The sequence below is a fragment of the Winogradskyella sp. genome (genome assembly GCF_028289625.1).
In the GTDB taxonomy this organism is placed as follows: Bacteria; Bacteroidota; Bacteroidia; order Flavobacteriales; family Flavobacteriaceae; genus Winogradskyella.
On record NZ_JANQOM010000050.1, the window covers coordinates 1 to 21869 of the forward strand.

Consider the following 21869-nt stretch of genomic DNA (forward strand, 5'->3'; position numbering starts at 1 on the left):
GAATTGGATGCTAAGGCCTCTATCTACAGACAAGATCAACCTCTGGGAACAGGGCACGCCATTATGAGCGCTAAGCCGTCATTGTCTGGTCCTGCGGTAATTGCTTATGCAGATACATTGATTAGAGCGGAGTTTGAATTAGATCCTTTAGCCGATAGCGTTATATGGACAAAGCGTGTCGATAATCCAGAAGCTTATGGAGTCGTAAAGCTAGATGATAATGAGAATATCGTGGAGCTCGTTGAAAAATCAAAAGAATTTGTAAGTGACCAAGCGGTAATAGGCATCTATTACTTTAAGGATGTGGCAGTTTTAAAAGAAAAGCTTCAAGAAGTTTTGGATGAAAATGTAACTAATGGCGGCGAATACCAAATTAATGATGGTATTAAGCGTATGATGGCAGATGGAAAAGTATTTAAAACAGGTACTGTCGACGAGTGGATGGATTGTGGCAATAAAAATGTAACATTGGAAACGAACGCTAAAATGCTAGGGTTTTTACAATCGGATAATGAAGAGCAGTTGATTGATAACTCAGTAATAATTGAGAATTCTAATATCATTGAACCTTGTTTTATTGGTGCAAGAACAATCTTGCGCAATACGTCGGTCGGTCCTTACGTTTCTATTGGTGAGGATTGTATTATAGAAGATTCAAGCGTTAAAAATAGCTTAATTCAAAACCAAACTACTATTAAAAACGCTAATTTAGAGGAAGCAATGATAGGTAGCCATGTTAAGTATGATGGCGGTTTCACAAAAATTAGCATAGGCGATTATTCGGTTTTGGAATAAAAATTGTTCGTCACTCCTTAAAAGGCGTTAAATTCTCATGAAGAAAGCAATATACATATTGTTTTTTGTTTTAGGAATATTACTTATTCCCCAATCGACCATTGCCCAAGTCGATTTTAATAAACGCCCAGATGATGATTTAGGAAATGTAAAAGACGAATTTCAAGAACACTTTTTTGAGGCTCTTAAACAAAAAGGCATTGAGAACTATGAGAGAGCTGTTGAAGCACTGCATAAATGTTTAAACCTTGATAGCAAAAAACCTATTATTTATTTTGAACTTGGCAAGAACTACAATAAGCTCAAAAATTTTGGTGCTGCAGAGGACTACCTCAAAAAAGCCATTAACATGCAACCCGACAATGAGTGGTTTTTAGATGAGTTGTATGATGTGTATTTCCAACAAGATGATATAAACAATGCCATTAAAACCATTAAGCAATTGGTAAAATACCATCCAGATTATAAGGAGGATTTGGCAGCATTATACGTTAGGGAAAAACGTTATAAACAAGCATTAGACTTGTTAGACGAACTAGATAAGGAATTGGGAGTAAGTGAGGCAAGAGATGCCATGCGAAACGATATCTACAGTATCACTGGCAATACTGGTGACCGTATAGACAATTTAGAGCAACGCATTGCCAATAACCCTAATAATGAAGAGAACCATTTAAAGCTCATCTATAGATATAGCCAAACGGGAAATAAAAGGAAAGCGTATAAAGCTGCTCAAAATCTTCTAAAGATAAAACCAGAGTCTAAGTTTGTACATTTGGCACTGTATAAGTTTTATTTAGAGGATGACAGGGTTGAAGACGCTATTAACTCTGTAAAAATCGCATTAACAAGTCCAGAAATTAATGCAGACGCCAAGGCTAAAGTTTTAAAGGATTTTGTGGCTTTTGTATCTAAACATCCTCAATATGAAAGTGACTTGGTAGATATTACTGCTTTGATTGACGAGAGCAAGGATGCGCAAACCCATAGTGATTTGGGACAATACTACCTAAAAGCCGGAGATAAGATAAAGGCTTTAGCCAATTTTAAAGAAGCTTTAAAACAAGACCCGAGTGATTTTAAGCTAATTAAGAATGTACTATTATTGCAGCTAGATATTGAAGATTATAAAGCTGTTGTGGCTGGTAGCGAAGAAGCATTAGAATTATATCCTGCTCAACCTATTCTATATTTGGTTAATGGTGTCGCTAACAACAAAAATGGTGCTCATAAAAAAGCCATTGAGAGTTTAGAAATTGGGTTAGATTTTTTAATAGATAACCCAAAAATGGAAGCTGATTTTTATTCAGAATTAAGCTTAGCCTACAAAGCCATGAATAATATTAGCAAATCGGAAACGTTTGCTAAAAAGGCACAAGCCATAAAAGCCCAACAATAGATGACTTTTAACCGAATAATTAAATTCAATAAAATAGCCTTAACGTTTGCACTATTGATGTTACTGGTCAATTGTAAATCGGCCAAAAGTGTTATTGCATCAGGAGAGGCCAGTGATAAGCTTTCCGCAAAGCAGGTTATTAAGCAGCATCAAAAGAGTGATACGGATTTTCAAACGCTTCAAGGTAAAGTTAGAATTGATATTACTCAGAACCAAAAGGAACAAGGCTCAACGTTTAATTTAAGAATTGAAAAGGACAAAGTGATTTGGTTAAGTGCAAAACTAGGTTTAGCCAGAATGATGATAACGCCAGAAAAAGTTCGTTTTTACAGTAAATTAGATAATGAATATTTTGATGGCGATTACAAGTTGCTGAGTGATTTTGTTGGAGTGGAACTAGACTTTTTAAAAGTTCAGAATATCTTGCTTGGTCAAGCGATTTTTAGCCTAAAGGATCAACCGCATAGTATTTCTGTTAATGAAAATTCCTATGCGTTGCAGCCCAAAGATCAGAATGCCCTTTTAGAGTTATTTTATTTAATCAATCCATCACATTTTAAGATGGATAGCTTACAGCTATTCCAGCAATTACAAAAGCGAATACTTCAAGTAGACTACAAATCGTATCAAGAAGTAGATAAACAAGTATTACCTAAAAATATTAGAATCATTGCCGTAGAAAATACAGATGAGGTTGCTATTACAATGGAATTTAAATCGTTAGCATTGAATGAGGAAGTTCGTTTTCCATTCAGGATTCCTTCAGGATATAAAGAAATAGTGATAAGGTAATGAATGTAAAATACCAAAATATAATCTTTCTTTTAGGGTTCTTGCTCTTTTCAACGGCATTAATTGCGCAAAGTGACAGACAAAAAAAATTGGAAGCCCAGCGACAGCAGATCATTAGGGAGATGAAACAATTTAAGGCATTATTGTTTGACAAAGAAAAGGAAGAAAAGTCCGAGATTACGCTAATAGAAGATTTAAATTACAGAATCAACAGGAGGGAGAACCTTATAAGAATCACCAATCAACAAGCTAATCTGTTAACCCGCGAAATCAATACTAATGAAAATGAAATAGCTAGTCTCAAAGTTCAGTTGCAGGAACTTAAGGAGGATTATGCGGCTATGGTGGTTAAATCCTATAAGAGTAAGTCAGAACAAAGTAAGGTTATGTTTTTACTCTCATCTAACAACTTTAAACAAGCTTATAAAAGATTACAGTATATAAGACAATATACTAATTACCAAAAGGAACAAGGCGAGGCCATAAAAGCAAAAACCAAAGAATTGGAAGCTTTGAATGTTGAATTAGCGAAGCAGAAAAAAGATAAACAAAAGCTTATTGAAGATAATAGAATTGCTAAACGCGAACTTGAAAAAGAGCGAAAAGAAAGAGAAGTGTTAATGGTTTCAATAAAAGCTGACATGAGCAAATTCGCAGCTCAGATCAAAAAGAAAAAGCAAGAAGCAGATCGCTTAGACCGAGAAATTAACCGTTTAATTAGAGAGGCTATTGCTGCATCAAATAAAAAGGCAGGAAAGAAAACCTCTACAGGAAAATTTGTTCTAACACCAGAAGCTAAGAAATTAGCTTCAAATTTTGAAGCTAACAAGGGTAAACTGGGTTGGCCTGTATCTCGTGGTGTTATAAAGGGTAAGTTTGGCAAAAGACGTTCGTTAACTGATGCTTCTGTAACAAACAACTATAAAAGCATCCAAATTGCAACGGAGACAAATGCCAAGGTTAAAGCAGTTTTTGATGGAGAAGTAGCAAAAATAATGATAGTTAAAAATGCTAATCCAGGTATCTTAATTCGCCATGGGAATTATTTTACTATCTACTATAACCTTTCGGAAGTCTATGTAAAATCAGGAGATAAAATAAAAACAGGACAAGTCATTGGTCAAGTTTTTACAAATAAAATTAGGGGAGAAACTCTTTTAGTTTTTAGAATTAATAAAAACAACCAAATTCTTAATCCTGAGTCCTGGCTAGCAAAGTATTAAACGAGTAGTTTTCTATTTATGATAATCAAAAGATAATTATATTTGCCTCATAATCAGAATGGTAATGAGATTAAAACAATCAAGATTACTTTCACTTTTATTTTTACCCTTATTCTTTTTAAATTCTATTTATACTCAAGAGTATAGAGAAATAGCAGATTCTCTAACAAGGAAAATAAATAAGAACTTAAGAAAAAGTCCAGATAGTATTGGTGTATGGAGCCACAAATTGTTAAAAACAGGGAAGAAACTAGAGGACGACGAATATCTCTATTTTGCTAATAGAAAACTATCTTATTATTATTTAAAACGAATGCAATTCGATAGTGTCGATTTCTACAACAAGAAAACTCTAGCCAATGCTGTTAAATTAGACACCAATAAAGTGGTTTCCACGTATCAAAATTTTGCCGCTTATTACACCGAAAAATCCAATACGGATTCAGCCTTTTTCTATCTTGAAAAAGCTAAGAATATCTCTGAGAGAAATTTAATGTCTGAAAACAGACAAGATTCTATTGAAAAGATAGAATACTTATTAATGGTTAGAACGGCCATGATTAAGAGCCTAATCGGTAAGAGTGATTACATTAAAGCATTAGAATTAACATATGATAACTTAGGAACATCTATCAAGTATGACATCAACAGATATAATGGCTTTAATTATTACTACCTAGGTCTTATTAATCTTGAATTGGGAAATTATGAAGAGGCCGAGAAGTATTATTTACTTGAGTTAGAATATTCCAAGAAGAAAAAGAACCCAAATATGGAAGGGTTTGCTTACATTCATTTGGGAAATGTATATTTAGACAGGGAAGATTTGACAAAAGCTGAAAAGTATTATAATAAAGCATATGACATATTCAAAAAATATGAATACAAAAAAGGTTTATTAAATATAAAAAAGAAGCTTTTTACCATATACGAAAGACAGAATAATCTTGAACAGGCTATAGAAATTGGAGAAAGTTATGTAAGCCAATATTTAAAATTAAAAGAATTAGATAAGTATTTATCTTCATTTTATATAAAGCTAGGAAGAATATATTTTTTGGTTGGCAATCGATTAAAAGCGGACAAGTATATTTCTAAAGCATTAGAATTTGCTTCCACACAATCAGACGAACAAAACATAAATATTTATTTCCAAGCCTACAAAACCTATAAGGCTAACAACAACTATAAAAAAGCCTTAATCTATCACGAGAAACTTACCAAACTTAGGGATAGTTTACTGTTAAACGAAAATTTTACCAACCAATTAGCTGATGCGAATACCAAGTATGAAACCGAAAAAAAAGAAAAGGAATTGGCCCAAAATGAAATTACAATTCTCGAACAAGAGTTAGAATTAAAAGGCAAACAACAAACCATTTGGTTAATTTCTACTATTCTTCTAGCTGTTTTAAGTCTGGGATTATGGTTTCTATATAGGAGAATGAAATCTAAATTGGAAAAGCAAAAGTTATTTTTAGCTTTTAATGAAGGATTGCAACACTATTTAATCCACAAATACGACCTTAAGGAAAGAGAATATCAACTTTGGTTAAAAATAGTTGACAGCTTATCCGAAAAAGAGCTAGCAGAGCACTTCCATAAATCTATTGACACCATTAAAAACTGGCGCAAATCCCTTTATGGCAAATTAAAATCAGGCAATGGACAGTTTAGACAGAAAAACGCCATAGACCTATACCATAAAGAACAAAACCTATATAAAGCCAGTATAAAATAATTACCCTTAAGGGTAAAACTTGTAATATGCTGAAAATAAAGATACTAAAGCCTTGATTTAAATAATGTTTTTAAGTAGTATTGTGATTAGTTATTAATCCATTATTCTCAAAACTATGAAAAGAACATTACTTTTTCTTGTCTTTGCCTTTTGTCTAAATTACGCTTTTTCACAAAAACTTATAGCTGTACAGAATGGTGGAGAACCAGATTTCTATGAAGATGTAGATGAAGCTTTTACTAATGCCATCGAAGGAGATACACTTTATTTTCCTGGAGGCTCGTTTAATGTAAACCGTAGTATATATACGAAATTTCATATTATAGGTGTAGGTCACAACCCAGACAATACAAGTTCTACTGGTTCAACAATATTTTCATCCTCAAACCCTGACTTACCACAACTTCAATATTTTACAGGTGGTGGTGGTTCTGTTACTGGGATAGCATTTACGAATGTTAATGCACAAGGTAATATAGTTGTCAATTCAGACATTGATGGCTTAGTTATCGATAGGGTTAATTTACCAAATGGATTTAATTGTGTTACAGGTGTTGTTAAAAACTTATTTATGACAAAATCGATAACCGATAGAATCGATATAAGAGAAATCAATGGAATATTACCCTCTGGAACTATCTCTAATAATATAATCAATTGGAGAAGCCACTATTTTACTAACCTTACAATTGAGAATAATATTTTTCTTACAAATGATTCAAATTGGTTGAACTCAACTCGATTGATGTATGCAAATAACTGCAACGTGATAAATAACATATTTAATGTTGGTATGAGTGGTAGAATTATTCCAAGTTCAACAAATAGTTCTTTTAGAAATAACTTTGGTTTAGGGGGTTCTACAATAACTAGCAACTCAAATTTTTTGAGTAATAATCTGCTGATATCGAATCTTACATTTAATGATATTTTTAGTAATTATATTTCAAATAACATTTCTTTAATATATGAATCAGATTTACATTTAGTAGACAATTCACCACTATTAACCGCAGCAAACGATGGAGGTCAAATAGGCATCTACGGAGGCCGTTTCCCATGGAAAGATGGTTCTGTGCCATTTAATCCACATATCGTTTCTAAAAACATATCTGGTTCTACCAATGAAAATGGGGATTTACCAGTAGAAATTGAAGTTGAAGCACAACAAAACTAGCCTTATGAAAAAGATAGTGTTTTTAGTGTTGGGCTTATGCTCATTGATTGGTTTTACGCAGTCGGATTTAGGATTTCAGTCTTATTTTGTAGGTGCGCCAGGAGCTACCCATTACAAAGGAGAGGAATTAGTTTGGGAAATTAATGTAATAAATAATGGTACAAGTTCAGCATCTGTAGTGGATTTTAAGATTTTTTTATCTGAGGATGAAAATTTAGACCTATCAGGCGACATAGAACTAAAAGATGGGGAAATTTCCCAAGACAGATTTACTAATTTAATCGGTTTAGGTGTAGGTGATATAGCAGAAAGAAAAGAATTTTGGGAAGGATATATAAGACTTCCGTTAGATATTGAAGCTAACAAAACCTACTATTTTATTTTTTGGATTGAACAAGACATTGATAATGGCGAAACCAATATTTCTAATAATGTCGTTACACAATCCGTTTTTGTCGGATTAAGGGATAAACTAGATATTTTCCCTGTGGATATTAACGCATTAGATGATATTCAATGTGTCGCAGATAATTATGAATTAAATGATAGGACACCATTACTTTTAATACATGGGTGGCAACCAAAAGGCGAGGATGCAGAGGGCAACATAAATATTTGGACTAATTTTTTAAGATATTTCGTTTGTGAAGAAGATTTAAAAAGTCAATATAAGCCATATTATGTTAAGTATAATTCTAACATCGTAACTGTTGATGATTTAGGGCATCAACTAAGAATTGAGCTAGATGATAACTATGTTGAGTTCCATGATAGAGAAATCACAATCATTGCTCATAGTATGGGAGGCTTGGTTTCAAGGTCTTTTTTGAACAGAAACAGATTAGTTGGACCTTTTCCGAATCAAAAAGGTGGTGAAAGAGTAGATAAATTAATAACGTTAGGGACACCTCATCATGGAAGCCCTGTAGCAAATGGTAGTATTGTCACAGATGTATCATCCTATAATTATGCACTTTTTAATGAATTAATATTTGATTTAAATGTTGCTTGGTTAGGGATAAATTATACAATGTATGGTGTTTTTTCAATTCCAACATCAACCAAAGTTAATAGATGGGATTTAAGATGGGATAATTACGATGACTACTTTGATTACGATATTTATCCTAATGAGGAAAACACATGGCTAAATGGCGAGAAAATGAATTTAGATACTACTTTCGACAATAAGATTATTGCTTATGCAGGAGGATTATTTGATACAAGAGAGGAAACTAATATTTCTGATGATTTAATTAGTAAAGGATATTTTAAAATAGAAAAAGCATTTAAAAACTTGGGGCATGTTAATGATGGAGTAGTACCTTTTCTAAGCGCGATATATCAAGGGCATCAATTACAAGAGGTTAGACCTTTTAGAGGATATTACCATGATGAGATAGCAAAAGGCAGGTTCGATATGTTGGATGCTAATGGATTGGATACTTTTCTGTTTGATTTTTTAAAACAAGATTTATTAGACGAAATCATAGATGCACAAGTTTTAGTTTCATCTAATGAAGTTCAATACCCACAAACAGCTTTAGGAAATTCTTCACAACAAACAATCACTATTCAATGTATTGGCGATGTACCATTAAATATTTCCAGTATTCAATTAGTTGGCTCAGATAATAGTCAATTTAGTTTTACTTTTCCAACAGTTCCGTTTGATATTCAACCCAATCAAACACAAACCTTTGAGGTAGATTTTGCACCAACCTCAATAGGAGAAAAAGAAGTTGTTTTCAGAATCAATAACTCCTCAGCCAATAATCCTCAATTAGATATTCAATTAAGTGGTTTGGCAGTAGAAACTGCAGAAACAGATTACGATACCAATACTGACCCAATTTATGATTTTGGTGATGTCTATATTTATGGAGGAACAGAATTGGTAACACTAACCGTTTCAAATTCTAGTAGCGCGCCTTATACAGTTGCAGATATAGATATTACAGGTAATGACGCAAGTTTGTTTACTATTGTGCAACAACCCGAACTGCCAAAATTGTTTAATCCAGGAGATTCAGAAACGGTTATCATAAGTTTTGACCCTGATTCTATAGGAGAAAAAACAGCGACAATAGAAGCTAGTTTTCAAGACAACACCATTTTAGATACCGCTGATTTAATAGGAAATGGTGTAAACACCATTAATAATCCCAATGCACCAAAGTTGTCGTCTTATGAGTATTGGTTTAATGATGACTATTTTGGTAGGCAGACCACTAGCTTAGGTTCTAATAATTCCATTGAGAGTTTAAATTTTGATAGTTCAACCTCTAACATAAGTAACGGATTAAATACATTTCATTTTAGGGTTAAGGATGAAAATGGCTCTTGGTCTTCTGTTTTATCAGAATATGTCTATGTACAAAACGCGACCATATCAGGAGCAAATACCATTACAGATTACGAATATTGGTTTGACAATGACTATGCTAGTAGAACAACAGGAAATGGAGATGGTACAAATCCACTAATCTTAAACCTAAATATTGATGTTGGCACTTTAGATAAGGGCTTACATCAATTTCACATCAGATTTAAAGATGAAAGAGGTGCTTGGTCATCAATAGTATCCGAGTTTGTATATAACACGACACCAGAAGGTTTGGGAAGCAATGCGATTTCTGCTTACAGATATTGGTTTAATGATGATTTTGAAAATAGAGTCTCAGAAACAGTTGGACCAGATATGACCTATATGTTTTTAGAGGATATAAATATCTCTGGTCTATCAAATAATACAACCAATTATATCCATTTTCAATTCAAGGATATTTATAATAATTGGAGTTCGGTTTTAACCGAAGAGTTCTTATTTGCTACCTTAAATATTGATGATGCCAATGCAGAGCGTTTAAAGCTACATCCTAACCCTTCTAACTCAATTATTTTTATAGAGCTCGAGTTTGAAGATGGACAATTAACTATATATGATAACTTAGGTAAACTGGTAAAGGAATATAGTTCGTTACCTGCTGAGGTCGATATAAGTCATTTTGAGAATGGACTATACTTTTTTCAATTAAAGACCGATGATAAAATTTATCAAGAAAAAGTAATTAAGTTCTAGTTAAACTCTCACCACCACATATCCATTTCTGGTCTTTCTATAATGCCGTCCATTGAAGAAATAGTAACGCTTTCCATTAACTCTTACTATTTTATATTGTCTAGGTAGTTTTTTGACTACGGTCACGGAAGTAGCAGGTTGAGTTACTACAACACGTCTTGCGCAAGAACTAGTGCTTAATGCAAAAACAAAAACTAAGGTGTAAATTAAAATTCTCATCATAAATAGATTTGGTTTTATGATAAGACTTAAGAAATTTAAAAAGGTTTAATTTGTCATTCCTGCAAAGGCAGGAATCTACTTATAAAGATTTGGCTTGAATTGAACAGATTCCGCATCACACTTCGACTACGCTCAGTGGGACAGTGCGGAATGACAAAAGAATTACTCAAAAATAGCTTTTAGCTCTGTGGCATCTGATGGTTTCATCTTTCCTGCTAAAACCAAACTCAACTGCTTACGGCGCAAGGCGGCTTCATAACGCTCTTTTTCCAAATCGGTTTCTGGTATAAGTTCAGGAACTTTAACAGGTCTTCCGGTTTCATCAACGGCGACAAAGGTATAAATAGCCTCATTAGCCTTAATGCACTCACCAGATTCTCGGTCTTCAATCCAAACATCGAGATACACTTCCATGGATGAGGTAAACGCTCTAGACACTTTAGCTTCAACCGTAACAACACTGCCCAGTGGAATAGATCTGTTAAACGCCACATGATTCACAGAAGCAGTAACCACGATACGGCGCGAATGTCGTCTAGCGGCAATACTAGCGGCTCTATCCATTCGTGCTAATAACTCCCCACCAAAGAGGTTATTAATAGGATTAGTCTCACTAGGTAAAACCAAATCAGTAACAACAGTTTTAGATTGAAATGCGGTTCTAGGCTGCATAAATTCTTAAAATTTGTGCAAAGATAAAGTGATTTAAATTAAAAATGGATAAGAAAAGGTTAATCTAATTTCTTTATCAATAACCAAGCATCTTGGTTGTGCTCACGACGTATTTTGTAAAGAGCGCGATACGCTTCAAGTCTTGTTTCAAAACTTGAGTACACTACTTCGTGCAAACCATAACGGTTTTTACCAATTGTTCTGGCTTTGTAACCTAATGCTCTGAGTTGATTAACTTTTTTATCAGAATTGGCTTCAATTCTAAAAGCTCCAGCAACAACATGATAATTTCCAGTCTGCTTTTCTAGAGATAGTGTAGCAGGTGGTAGCGGATTACTGATGATAAAAGTAGCTTCTTGCACTTTGGCATCAAGCTGTGCGTTAGCTTCTTCCTGTGCTAACTGATTGTGGTTTTCAATAGTATTGTTGTAATAGTTGAGGCCAAAATAAGAACCTAAACCCAATACAATAACAGCCGCAGCAGCATATTTTAACCAATTGTTATTAGAACGTCTTTCAGGAGTAAAAGCAATAGGAGTACCTGTTTCAATGGCTTCTACGTCTTTTTTATAGGTTTCACGTTTAATATTTGAAGATGTAAAGTGCGACAACCCAAAAGCATCGGTTAAATAATTGATATGGTTAGAAGGGTTAAATACTATTTTACCTTCGTTGTTGAGTATAAGTTCGCCAATATTTTCCAGTTGTATGGTTTCACCTTCAATAAGGTACGACTTAATGGCTTTTACCTGCTTTGAAATCCTATCTTTAGCAGCTGTATAGGGTATTTTTTCAATCTCGGCAATATAATTGGCTAATAAACCATCATTGTTTTGAAGCTGCTCATTAAAAGATAACACTTTTTTAGGCGGGTAAAATGTATGCGTCGTTTCATGAACTTTAGCCGAAACACGATTGGTTAAAAAAGCACCAAAACTCGGTATAGTGACGCAATCGTAACGGTATAAAAGGTCGCCAATGTAAGTCTCTAACTGCATAATAAGACAAAGTTAAAAATTTTTGAAAGTGAAAGAAGTTTAAGGGTGTTTAGTTATTAACATCAGAAAAATTTAGTTTCTTGTAGGTTTAAAATCAGTTTCATACTAATGACAGACCAGCAATTAATTTATGCTCTAGCCTTGCAACACGTACCCAAAATTGGGGCAACTACAGCCAAGAAATTAATAAACCATTGCGGTTCTGCAGAAGCAGTTTTAAAAGAGAAGAAATCTAAGCTCTTAAAAATAGATGGGGTAGGCACCATTACTATTGAAGGCCTTTTTGATAAAATTCTCTTAGAAGAAGCCGAAAATGAATTACAATTCATAAAGGACAATAATATTGTAGTTCACTATTTCACGGATGAAACCTATCCAGAAAAGCTGAAGCATTGTATTGATGCCCCAATTCTTTTATTTCAATCAGGTAAAATCAACATAAAACAACAACCAATAATCAGTATTGTTGGCACTCGAAAAATAACTACAAACGGTATTGCCTTTTGTGAAAAATTAGTAGAAGCTTTATCTCCATACAACCCAGTTATTGTATCTGGGTTTGCTTATGGCACGGATATTACGGCACAAAAATCGGCTTTAAACCATAATTTACAAACCATTGGCTGTCTGGCGCACGGTTTAAACCAGATTTATCCTAAAGTCCATAAGAAGTATGTAGCTGATATTGAGAAACATGGTGGATTTTATACAGATTTTTGGAGTACCGATGCTTTTGATAGAAATAATTTTCTAAAACGAAATCGCATTATTGCAGGTCTAAGTGAAGCAACAATTGTTATTGAGTCTGCTGAAAAAGGTGGAAGTTTAGTGACTGCTGATATTGCCAATTCTTATAATCGGGAGGTTTTTGCCGTTCCTGGTCGAACTACCGATAGCCAGAGCGTAGGCTGTAATAACTTGATTAAGTTTCAGAAAGCACATTTGTTGTCTCATCCTATGGATGTGCCCTATTTACTAAATTGGAGACTAGAAGGCGATACTTCGACCCTTCGACAGGGCTCAGCAACTAAACCAGCCTTACAAAAGCAACTCTTTGTTGAACTAGAAGCTGATGAAAAAGTAATTTATAATTATTTGAAAGAAAATGACAAACAGTTGCTTGATGTTATTGCCTTAGAATGTAACATACCAACTTATAAACTAGCAGGTATCTTACTCAATATGGAACTTAAAGGCGTCATTAGACCCTTGCCAGGAAAGTTGTTTGAATTGGTTTAATACCCAACCTTAGCTCTCACACGCTTTAAAACTTCATCAGCCACAAATTTAGCCTTGGCAGCTCCTTTAGCTAAGGCAGCATCAACTTCATTGAGGTTGGCCATGTAGTAATTATAACGTTCTCTAGACTCAGCAAAACGTTCTAAAATGAGCTCATATAAGGCCTGCTTGGCATGGCCATAACCGTAATTACCACCTTCGTAATTGACTTTCATTTCAGCAATTTGCTGATTAGAAGCCAGTAATTCATAAATAGCAAAGCAATTACAGGTTGCCCAGTCTTTAGGGTCTTCAAGAGGTGTGCTATCTGTTTGGATAGACATAATTTGCTTCCGCAGTTGTTTTTCAGGTAAAAAGATATCGATAATATTCCCTTTACTCTTGCTCATTTTTGCACCATCAGTACCAGGAATGAGCATGGTTTCTTTTTGTATATCAGCTTTTGGTAAGACAAAGGTTTCATCTCCCATTTTTGCATGAAATCGCGATGCCACATCACGTGTCATTTCTATATGCTGTTCCTGATCTTTACCCACAGGGATAATTTCGGCATCATATAGCAAAATATCGGCTGCCATTAACATAGGATACGTAAACAAACCTCCATTGACATCGTCTAATCGGTCTGCTTTATCCTTAAAGCTATGTGCAAGTTCTAACCGCTTAAAAGGAAAAAAACAATTAAGATACCATGCCAATTCGGTAACCTGTGGTACATCACTCTGTCTGTAGAATACACTATTCTCTATGTCCAAACCAAAGGCTAACCAAGTAGCAGCAGTAGAATAAGTGTTGCTGCGAAGCATTTGGGCATCTTTAATCTGCGTTAAAGAATGCAAGTCTGCAATAAATAAATACGAATCATTAGCCGCATCTTTTGCTTTTTCTATTGCAGGTAAAATGGCGCCTAAAATATTGCCTAAATGTGGCGTGCCTGTACTTTGTATGCCTGTTAGTATTCTTGCCATAATATTACCTGCGTAGGCAGATATCTTATTTAATTAAACTTAAATCTTAATAGGAAAGCAAAGATAATTTTTTTAGTAGAACTATTTACTTAGTTTTGATGCCGTGGCCATATTAAAATATCCTTTTTGGGTTCTATATCGTATTTGGTTTTATGTTTTGGTAGTCATACCAATTATTGTATTGCTCCCCATTTTATTACTGTCTATATCTAGGGAAAAATGGTATCCTTATTTTTTTAAGCTAGCACGTTTTTGGGCAAAATTTATTTTGTTGGGTATGGGCTTTAATTATAAAGTAATAAAAGAGGAAGTACCAGATCCTAAGAAAAGCTATATGTTTATTGCAAACCATACCTCAATGACCGATATTATGCTGATGCTGGTTTCGGTAAAAAACCCTTTTGTTTTTGTCGGTAAGAAAGAATTGGCTAGAATTCCTTTGTTTGGCTTTTTTTATAAGCGTACTTGTATTTTGGTAGACCGAAGCAGTGCTAAGAGTAGACAAGCAGTTTTTTTAAGAGCACAAAGAAGATTGAAACAAGGTCTGAGTATATGCATTTTTCCAGAAGGAGGTGTCCCAGAGGAACATATTATATTGGATGACTTTAAAGACGGGGCGTTTCGTTTGGCCATAAATCATCAAATCCCTGTTGTACCGATGACGTTTTACGATAATAAAAAACGATTTTCATATACCTTCTTTAGCGGTAGTCCAGGAAGAATGAAGGTTAAAATTCATAAATTTTTACAAACAAACGGATTAAAGATTGAGGACACCAAAGCCCTAAACGAAGAGGCTAGAGCTATGATTTTAGAAGAATTAACAATGAATGAATAATCCGTAATCAATTAAAAAAAGCTACCCTAACCACGAGTAGCTTTTATCATCATTGCATTCATCATTGCTTTCTGTTCGCAATAACTTAACCTAACTTAAATTAACCTAAAACTTAAATTTTAATCCTGTATATACTCCAATAAAGAATGGTCTAAAATCGCCAAATGTATTATTGAATGTATTTATTTGGTACTTGAACTGAGGTTCAAGGTTTATATTCCATCGTTTAGACAAGTCATAATCCAAACCTAAACCAAAGTTGGCACTAAAACTTGTTGAATTAATGTTATTGGCCTCACCGATTAAAGTGGATGAGCCATCAATATCTGCATAAATCTCATTTTGATTTAGGAAGAATGTACTAAAACCACCTATAACATTGACCCCAAACTTTTTATCTAATAAGCGATATTCCAATTCTAAAGGCACTTCTATGAAACCGAAACGCTGATCAATATCTCCTGTAACTTTTGTATTAAGTGCTTCAGGAGTTGAAGACCTGTTTAATATATCTAAGCTAACAAGCGATACAAACTGATTATTTTTAAAACTGATATTTCCTTGAGCATCTGCACTTCTCGAAGCTGTATCTGCACCATTAAAGGCAATAACATCAGCAGTGGCATAATTAAGATCAACACGGTTGACTCCGGCACGAACACTTAATTTTTTTGTGATGGCATAGCTTCCTGTAATACCATAACTCATATTAATATCGCTACTTTTAGTGTTATTGTTGAATTGATTATGAATGGTAGACCCTTGACCTAAAGAACTAAAATAAACAGGCGCAACATTAGGTGTAATGCTCCACCTGCTTTGTTCATCTTCTTCTTTTTCATCAATGTCTTTAGTGTTGTTGGCTATGGCATCTAAAATAGATGCTTTATCAGTCTCTTCCTTTAATAAGGTTTCTTTTTCTAAATCATTGGTAGCCGACTCGGAATCTGAAGATTTTGGGCTCGAATTTTCTGCAACAGCAGTTTTGTTATCTATAATCGCTTTTTTAATTGTAGATTTCTTCTCAATATCGTCTAGCTTAGATTTGTCTTTAGATTTCTGGTCATCTTCAGTTGAAGCAATGGTCAAAAGCTTATCAGAAGTTTTTGTTGTCAAAGATTTGGATTTTTTAGATACGGGTTTTCCTTTATTATTATTAACAACAGTGTTTGTTTTGGACGGATTGTGTGTCGTTAATTCTTTAGGACTATTTTCCTTTTTCAAGGGATGATTTTGTGAAGACTTGTCTATAGTTGATTCTTTCATATCATCAGAATCAACTATTTCGAAATCTCGCAAATCATCATGTTGATTTAAATCCTTTTGACTTTTATTTTCATCAATAGATGAATCTTCGACCGTGTTCTTGTTTACAGGGTCGTTTTGTTCAGTATCGACAATAGTTGGATTTTCAGTTGCAGTATTCCCGAAGTCTAATACTGAAACTCCAATAGTGAAGAGTAAAGCAATTGCAGCGGCTACACCACCAATTTGCCACCAAATCGGAACCACCCTACGCTTTTTCTTGTTATTGGGAAGACTTTCATTTATACGATTCCAAACGGCATCGTTTGGTGCCACTTCAAAATCCTTAAACTTTTCTTGAAAAAGTCTATCAATATTTTTCTTTTCGTTCATCATTATAATGATTGCGAATTCAAATTCGCTTTATAAGCCTCAATTTTTTCTTTTAAAATTAATCTAGCTCTTGCTAAATTAGATTTAGATGTCCCAGTAGAAATATTAATTAACTCGCTTATTTCAACATGCGAATACCCATCTAAAACATATAGGTTAAAGACCAATCTATACCTATTAGGTAATTCTTGTATGATTTTCAATAAAAAATCAATACTTAAATCACTATCGTCTAGATTTATCGATACATCCTCAATGTTATCTTCATTTACAATATCATAAACACCGACATCTTCCCTGTATCTTTGTAATGCGGTATTAATTGTTATTCGTTTTAACCAACCTTCAAAAGAACCTTTGTTTTTATACTGATCTATTTTACTAAATACAGTAATGAACGTGTCGTGCAGATTATCTTCTGCCTCCACATAGTTTTTAGAATACTTAAGACAAAGTGAAAATAGTTTACTTGCATATTGCTTGTATAATTGACTTTGGGCTTCAGCATCCTGTTTTATACAGTTTTTTATGAGTCTATCTAAACTCACATGCGTTTATTTGTTTATGATTAATAGCTTTCTAAGGGTATCGATATAAAATCAATCACCTTCCACTACCGGAACTTCAACTATGTGATATTGATCAATGCCATCATCGTTAGTACCTTGATAAAATTGAAAAACATGGGTTTCTAATGACGACACTACAAAATCAAAACTTACAGTTACATCTTCTGACAATGACATGCATTCAATGTTAGTGTAAACAGTATTTGCAACTGCAACAGAACGTACATTATTCTGCACAGAGTAAATAAAGTCATTAAATTCATAGCATGAATTAGGTCTAGTATATGTAACGGATATTTCGTGTATTTGACCAAGAATAAACTCTTCGGGCACATCAACACTCTCAATCGGCACTACTTCGAGATAAAAATTTAGTGTATTATCATTTTCAATATTACAAGAAGTGAAAATCACCATGAACATCAAAAACTGATAGACATATTTCTTCATGTTACTGTACATTATGTATATAAGTAGATACAAAAACTTAAAAAAGGTTGCGTCTAAAAGCAAAAAAATCCTAACGAAATTTAGGATTTTTTATAAGTTATTGATTTTCATTGATTAAGGCTCGGACTTTTTCTTCTAGTTCATCCATTAAATCGGGATTGTCCTTAATTAAAGATTTTACTGCATCACGCCCTTGACCTAACTTTGTGTCTTCATAGCTAAACCACGACCCACTCTTTTTAACAATATTATGTTCAACAGCCAAGTCCAGGACTTCCCCTACTTTTGAAATACCTTCTCCATACATAATATCGAATTCTGCAGTTCTAAAAGGAGGAGCTACTTTATTCTTTACAACTTTAACCCTTGTTTTATTGCCCATTACATTACTGTTGCTATCTTTAATTTGCGTAGAACGTCTTATGTCTAATCGCACAGAAGCATAGAATTTTAAAGCATTACCACCAGTTGTTGTTTCAGGATTACCAAACATCACTCCAATTTTTTCACGTAATTGATTAATAAAAATCATAGTACAATTGGTCTTGCTAATGGAGGCCGTTAATTTTCTAAGAGCCTGAGACATTAAACGCGCATGAAGCCCCATTTTAGAATCACCCATTTCTCCCTCAATTTCACTTTTTGGTGTTAGAGCAGCAACAGAATCGACCACAATAATATCAATCGCACCAGAACGTACCAAATTATCTGCAATTTCTAAAGCTTGCTCGCCATTATCAGGTTGAGAAATGATAAGGTTTTCTAAATCAACACCTAATTTTTCAGCATAAAAACGGTCAAAGGCATGTTCTGCATCAATAAAGGCCGCAATACCACCAGCTTTCTGAGCTTCAGCAATGGCATGAAGTGTTAATGTAGTCTTACCAGAGGATTCTGGTCCATAAATCTCTATTACTCGTCCTCTTGGATACCCTCCAACTCCTAAAGCAATATCTAGGCCTAAAGAACCAGATGAAATAGCATCAATATCCTCAATGGCTTGATCACTCATTTTCATTACGGTTCCCTTGCCATAAGCTTTATCTAGCTTATCTAAGGTTAATTTTAAGGCTTTTAATTTTGCATCTTTTTCACTACTCATCTCTACTATTTTCTTAATTAAATTGATATCAAAAATACCACTTATTTTATTTTTTTCAATTTTATGACGCAACCATTTTACACTTTTTACATCTATTATATGAAAAAGGAAAAAATTGCTATGATTATCTTTAAAAGTATGCTCTACTACCAAAGAGTTTTACTTTTTAGAAACACCAATTAGCAAGGCACATGGTTCTTCGGCTGTTGTCCATTTCAACAGCCGATAAATCAAAGTTAATCACCTTTTCAACTAGTTTTAAGTTAGTGGTTAGTTAGGAAAGCACCTTTTTAAATTAAAGGTGCTTTTTTATTGTAGTTTTCTAAAAATTATACCTTTGCACCCAATCTTTAACCTTAAAATTAGTATAGCATGCAACTGTACAATAACTTAAGTGCTAAAGAAAGAGCAGAGCTTATAAGAAAAGCAGGCAAAGACCGCTTAACAATCTCTTTCTACAAGTACGCCAAAATTGGCAATACTGAAATTTTCAGAAACCATATGTTTTTAGCTTGGGACCAACTCGACGTTCTGGGTAGAATATATATTGCAACTGAAGGCATTAATGCTCAGTTGTCTATACCAGCAGAAAATTTTAATGCCTTCAAAAATCATTTAGATACAATATCATTCTTAGAAAATGTAAGATTAAACATTGCTATTGAGCATGATAATTTTGCGTTTTTAAAGCTTAAAGTTAAAGTGCGTCATAAAATCGTAGCTGATGGTTTAAATGATGCTACTTTCGACGTTACCAACAAAGGAGTTCATGTAGGCGCTGAGCAATTTAATGAGCTGATTGAGGATCCAGATACAGTTTTGGTGGATATGCGTAATCACTATGAGAGTGAGATAGGACATTTTAAAAATGCCATTACGCCAGATGTTGATACTTTTAGAGAGTCTTTAGATTTAATAGAAGAAGATTTAAAAGAACATAAAGAGGATAAAAACTTAGTAATGTACTGCACAGGAGGCATTCGATGTGAAAAGGCAAGCGCATATTATAAGCATAAAGGATTTAAAAATGTTTATCAGCTAGAAGGGGGAATTATTAATTATGCAAGGCAAGTAGAGGCAGAAGGTTTAGAAAATAAATTCATTGGTAAGAATTTTGTGTTTGACCAAAGACGTTCGGAACGTATAAGTGACGATGTAATAGCCAATTGTCATCAATGTGGTAAACCCGCTGACACGCACACCAACTGTGCTAATGAAGCCTGCCATTTACTGTTTATTCAATGTGATGAATGCAAGGAAAAAATGGATAATTGCTGCTCAAGTAAATGTCAAGAAACTATAAAATTACCTTACGAAGAGCAAAAGGCGTTGCGAAAAGGACAAGGCAACAGTAATGATATTTTTAAGAAGGGAAGAGCAGATTACTTATCGTTTAAAAAGGATTTGAGAAATATTTCAGATAATTTTTCAATGCCTAATATTGCGTCAACCAAAATATTAAAATAGTTATGAATCGAATTGAATTAATGGCTCCTGCCGGAAATTTTGAATCATTACAAGCAGCATTAGATAATGGAACTGATTCGGTGTATTTTGGTGTTGAGCAATTCAATATGAGAGCCAGGGCATCAATAAATTTTGCTTTGGACGACCTTGAAGAGATATCGAGGCGTTGCAAAGAAAAAGATGTAAGAACCTACCTTACCTTAAATACTATTATATACGATCACGATTTATCTATCGTGAAGACATTAGTGAAGAGTGCTAAAGAAGCTGACATAACAGCTGTTATTGCAATGGATCAAGCAGTTATTGCAATTGCTAGAGAATTTGATATGGAAGTTCATATTTCTACCCAAATTAATATCACCAATATAGAAACGGTTAAGTTCTATGCTATGTTTGCAGATACTATGGTTTTGAGCAGAGAGCTGAGTTTGCGTCAGGTTAAAAAAATTACTGAGCAGATTAAAAAAGAACAAATTAAGGGACCCTCTGGGCGCTTAGTAGAGGTCGAAATATTTGGTCATGGGGCACTATGTATGGCAGTTTCGGGTAAGTGCTATATGAGTTTACATGCCTATAACTCCTCGGCGAACCGTGGTGCTTGTAAGCAAAATTGTAGAAAAAAGTATACCGTTATCGACCAAGATACAGGCGTTGAAATGGAACTGGATAACGAGTACATTATGTCTCCCAAGGATTTATGTACTATAGACTTTTTGGATGAAGTTATAGACGCTGGGATTAAAGTGCTTAAAATTGAAGGCCGTGGCCGAGCACCAGAATATGTGGCAAAAGTAATTAGTTGCTACAGGGCAGCAATAGATAGTATTGCTAATGGAACTTATGATAAAGAAAAGGTGATTTCTTGGATGCAACAGCTCGAAAAAGTCTACAACAGAGGCTTTTGGAATGGATATTACCTAGGTCAGAGATTAGGAGAGTGGAGTAAAGGTTCGGGCTCCCATGCTACTCAGAAAAAGGTATACCTTGGTAAAGGTTTGCACTATTACCCAAAAGCAAAAATAGGCGAGTTTAAGATAGATGCTTATGATCTTGAAATTGGGGATGCTGTACTAATTACGGGCTCAACTACTGGTGCTAAAGAATTTATGTTGAATGAGATGTTGGTTAATGACCAAAAATTAGATAAGGCCAAAAAAGGAGATTCTGTGACTATACCTCTGGATTTTAGAATTCGTACTTCAGATAAATTGTATAAGATTGTAGAACATAAAGTTGAAGCATAATGGTTGTAATTACCTTACAACGCAATAAATGTATTGGGTGTAACTACTGTGTGGAGATAGCGCCAGAGCAATTTCAGATGTCAAAAAAAGACGGGAAGTCCGTGTTGTTGCGCGCCAGTGAAAAGAAAGGCTTTCATACTTTAAAATCAAAGGATTATCTAATTTATGAGCAAAGTAATCAAGCTGCAAAAGTGTGTCCTGTGAAAATAATTTCAGTAAAACTAAGTTAATTGTTTAAGATTTATTCATG

At 34.1% G+C, this 21869-nt stretch carries 20 protein-coding genes; 12 read left to right on the forward strand and 8 right to left on the reverse strand.

The window, feature by feature from the left end; translation table 11 throughout:
• The 7 genes from Q0992_RS10150 to Q0992_RS10180 all read left to right on the forward strand — a co-directional run.
• A partial coding sequence (locus Q0992_RS10150) for a sugar phosphate nucleotidyltransferase (protein ID WP_299523385.1) occupies positions 1 to 795 on the forward strand: 795 nt, incomplete at its 5' end.
• Positions 796 to 832: 37 nt separating this feature from the next.
• Positions 833 to 2194: a tetratricopeptide repeat protein gene (locus Q0992_RS10155; protein ID WP_299523388.1), complete on the forward strand. Its 1362-nt coding sequence runs from the start codon at positions 833 to 835 to the stop codon at positions 2192 to 2194.
• The gene (locus tag Q0992_RS10160; RefSeq protein WP_299523391.1) at positions 2195 to 2986 is read left to right on the forward strand and encodes a DUF4292 domain-containing protein; all 792 of its coding nucleotides are present in this window, start codon (positions 2195 to 2197) and stop codon (positions 2984 to 2986) included.
• Complete coding sequence (locus Q0992_RS10165) at positions 2986 to 4209, forward strand: peptidoglycan DD-metalloendopeptidase family protein (RefSeq protein ID WP_299523394.1); 1224 nt, start codon at positions 2986 to 2988, stop codon at positions 4207 to 4209. Before Q0992_RS10160 ends, Q0992_RS10165 begins: the two co-directional genes overlap by 1 nt.
• Before the next feature lie 64 nt (positions 4210 to 4273).
• Positions 4274 to 5950 (forward strand): lipopolysaccharide assembly protein LapB, encoded by a 1677-nt coding sequence (locus Q0992_RS10170; RefSeq protein WP_299523397.1) that lies wholly within the window; start codon positions 4274 to 4276, stop codon positions 5948 to 5950.
• Positions 5951 to 6065: 115 nt separating this feature from the next.
• Positions 6066 to 7127 carry a hypothetical protein gene (locus Q0992_RS10175; protein WP_299523400.1) on the forward strand — a complete coding sequence of 354 codons (1062 nt, stop codon included), beginning with the start codon at positions 6066 to 6068 and terminating at the stop codon, positions 7125 to 7127.
• A 4-nt stretch (positions 7128 to 7131) separates the two neighbouring features.
• Complete coding sequence (locus Q0992_RS10180; protein WP_299523403.1) at positions 7132 to 10209, forward strand: choice-of-anchor D domain-containing protein; 3078 nt, start codon at positions 7132 to 7134, stop codon at positions 10207 to 10209.
• On the opposite strand, the gene Q0992_RS10185 is transcribed toward Q0992_RS10180, so the two are convergent.
• From Q0992_RS10185 to Q0992_RS10195, 3 genes are all read right to left on the reverse strand, one after another.
• A complete protein-coding gene (locus Q0992_RS10185; protein WP_299523406.1) occupies positions 10210 to 10431 on the reverse strand; it encodes a DUF6515 family protein in 222 nt (73 codons plus the stop codon).
• 162 nt (positions 10432 to 10593) lie between these two features.
• Positions 10594 to 11103, reverse strand: coding sequence for an acyl-CoA thioesterase (locus Q0992_RS10190; protein WP_299523410.1), 510 nt, complete (start codon positions 11101 to 11103; stop codon positions 10594 to 10596).
• 59 nt (positions 11104 to 11162) lie between these two features.
• Positions 11163 to 12101 carry an SPOR domain-containing protein gene (locus tag Q0992_RS10195; RefSeq protein WP_299523413.1) on the reverse strand — a complete coding sequence of 313 codons (939 nt, stop codon included), beginning with the start codon at positions 12099 to 12101 and terminating at the stop codon, positions 11163 to 11165.
• Positions 12102 to 12209: 108 nt separating this feature from the next.
• On the opposite strand from Q0992_RS10195, the gene dprA reads away from it, so the two are divergent.
• On the forward strand, positions 12210 to 13340 hold the full coding sequence (gene dprA / locus Q0992_RS10200) for a DNA-processing protein DprA (protein WP_299523416.1): 1131 nt from the start codon (positions 12210 to 12212) through the stop codon (positions 13338 to 13340).
• On the opposite strand, the gene trpS is transcribed toward dprA, so the two are convergent.
• Positions 13337 to 14308 carry a tryptophan--tRNA ligase gene (gene trpS, locus Q0992_RS10205; protein WP_299523419.1) on the reverse strand — a complete coding sequence of 324 codons (972 nt, stop codon included), beginning with the start codon at positions 14306 to 14308 and terminating at the stop codon, positions 13337 to 13339. The two genes, dprA and trpS, sit on opposite strands and share 4 nt — an antisense overlap.
• Before the next feature lie 103 nt (positions 14309 to 14411).
• Here trpS and Q0992_RS10210 point away from each other — a divergent pair, with 103 nt between their 5' ends.
• Positions 14412 to 15146: a 1-acyl-sn-glycerol-3-phosphate acyltransferase gene (locus Q0992_RS10210; RefSeq protein ID WP_299523422.1), complete on the forward strand. Its 735-nt coding sequence runs from the start codon at positions 14412 to 14414 to the stop codon at positions 15144 to 15146.
• Between the two features lie 105 nt (positions 15147 to 15251).
• Here Q0992_RS10210 and Q0992_RS10215 read toward each other — a convergent pair whose 3' ends face one another.
• From Q0992_RS10215 to recA, 4 genes are all read right to left on the reverse strand, one after another.
• Positions 15252 to 16784: a hypothetical protein gene (locus Q0992_RS10215; protein ID WP_299523425.1), complete on the reverse strand. Its 1533-nt coding sequence runs from the start codon at positions 16782 to 16784 to the stop codon at positions 15252 to 15254.
• A 2-nt stretch (positions 16785 to 16786) separates the two neighbouring features.
• A complete protein-coding gene (locus tag Q0992_RS10220; protein ID WP_299523428.1) occupies positions 16787 to 17332 on the reverse strand; it encodes an RNA polymerase sigma factor in 546 nt (181 codons plus the stop codon).
• Positions 17333 to 17383: 51 nt separating this feature from the next.
• Positions 17384 to 17803 carry a hypothetical protein gene (locus Q0992_RS10225; RefSeq protein WP_299523431.1) on the reverse strand — a complete coding sequence of 140 codons (420 nt, stop codon included), beginning with the start codon at positions 17801 to 17803 and terminating at the stop codon, positions 17384 to 17386.
• 97 nt (positions 17804 to 17900) lie between these two features.
• The gene (gene recA, locus Q0992_RS10230) at positions 17901 to 18905 is read right to left on the reverse strand and encodes a recombinase RecA (RefSeq protein WP_299523593.1); all 1005 of its coding nucleotides are present in this window, start codon (positions 18903 to 18905) and stop codon (positions 17901 to 17903) included.
• A gap of 372 nt (positions 18906 to 19277) precedes the next feature.
• Between recA and Q0992_RS10235 the strand changes: the two genes are divergently transcribed.
• From Q0992_RS10235 to Q0992_RS10245, 3 genes are read left to right on the forward strand one after another with little or no spacing between them, the layout of a single operon-like run.
• Positions 19278 to 20372, forward strand: a complete 1095-nt coding sequence (locus Q0992_RS10235) for a rhodanese-related sulfurtransferase (protein WP_299523434.1) — start codon at positions 19278 to 19280, stop codon at positions 20370 to 20372.
• A gap of 2 nt (positions 20373 to 20374) precedes the next feature.
• A complete protein-coding gene (locus tag Q0992_RS10240) occupies positions 20375 to 21619 on the forward strand; it encodes a peptidase U32 family protein (protein WP_299523437.1) in 1245 nt (414 codons plus the stop codon).
• On the forward strand, positions 21619 to 21849 hold the full coding sequence (locus Q0992_RS10245; RefSeq protein WP_299523440.1) for a ferredoxin: 231 nt from the start codon (positions 21619 to 21621) through the stop codon (positions 21847 to 21849). The genes Q0992_RS10240 and Q0992_RS10245 overlap by 1 nt, the downstream gene beginning before the upstream one ends.
• Positions 21850 to 21869: the final 20 nt, after the last annotated feature.

Bases quoted from the DNA above. Each gene is read 5' to 3' on its own strand.
- Q0992_RS10155 (WP_299523388.1), top strand. From the start codon at position 833: ATGAAGAAAGCAATATACATATTGTTTTTTGTTTTAGGAATATTACTT.
- Q0992_RS10160 (WP_299523391.1), top strand. From the start codon at position 2,195: ATGACTTTTAACCGAATAATTAAATTCAATAAAATAGCCTTAACGTTT.
- Q0992_RS10165 (WP_299523394.1), top strand. From the start codon at position 2,986: ATGAATGTAAAATACCAAAATATAATCTTTCTTTTAGGGTTCTTGCTC.
- Q0992_RS10170 (WP_299523397.1), top strand. From the start codon at position 4,274: ATGAGATTAAAACAATCAAGATTACTTTCACTTTTATTTTTACCCTTA.
- Q0992_RS10175 (WP_299523400.1), top strand. From the start codon at position 6,066: ATGAAAAGAACATTACTTTTTCTTGTCTTTGCCTTTTGTCTAAATTAC.
- Q0992_RS10180 (WP_299523403.1), top strand. From the start codon at position 7,132: ATGAAAAAGATAGTGTTTTTAGTGTTGGGCTTATGCTCATTGATTGGT.
- Q0992_RS10185 (WP_299523406.1), bottom strand. From the start codon at position 10,431: ATGATGAGAATTTTAATTTACACCTTAGTTTTTGTTTTTGCATTAAGC.
- Q0992_RS10190 (WP_299523410.1), bottom strand. From the start codon at position 11,103: ATGCAGCCTAGAACCGCATTTCAATCTAAAACTGTTGTTACTGATTTG.
- Q0992_RS10195 (WP_299523413.1), bottom strand. From the start codon at position 12,101: ATGCAGTTAGAGACTTACATTGGCGACCTTTTATACCGTTACGATTGC.
- dprA (WP_299523416.1), top strand. From the start codon at position 12,210: ATGACAGACCAGCAATTAATTTATGCTCTAGCCTTGCAACACGTACCC.
- trpS (WP_299523419.1), bottom strand. From the start codon at position 14,308: ATGGCAAGAATACTAACAGGCATACAAAGTACAGGCACGCCACATTTA.
- Q0992_RS10215 (WP_299523425.1), bottom strand. From the start codon at position 16,784: ATGAACGAAAAGAAAAATATTGATAGACTTTTTCAAGAAAAGTTTAAG.
- Q0992_RS10225 (WP_299523431.1), bottom strand. From the start codon at position 17,803: ATGAAGAAATATGTCTATCAGTTTTTGATGTTCATGGTGATTTTCACT.
- recA (WP_299523593.1), bottom strand. From the start codon at position 18,905: ATGAGTAGTGAAAAAGATGCAAAATTAAAAGCCTTAAAATTAACCTTA.
- Q0992_RS10235 (WP_299523434.1), top strand. From the start codon at position 19,278: ATGCAACTGTACAATAACTTAAGTGCTAAAGAAAGAGCAGAGCTTATA.
- Q0992_RS10240 (WP_299523437.1), top strand. From the start codon at position 20,375: ATGAATCGAATTGAATTAATGGCTCCTGCCGGAAATTTTGAATCATTA.
- Q0992_RS10245 (WP_299523440.1), top strand. From the start codon at position 21,619: ATGGTTGTAATTACCTTACAACGCAATAAATGTATTGGGTGTAACTAC.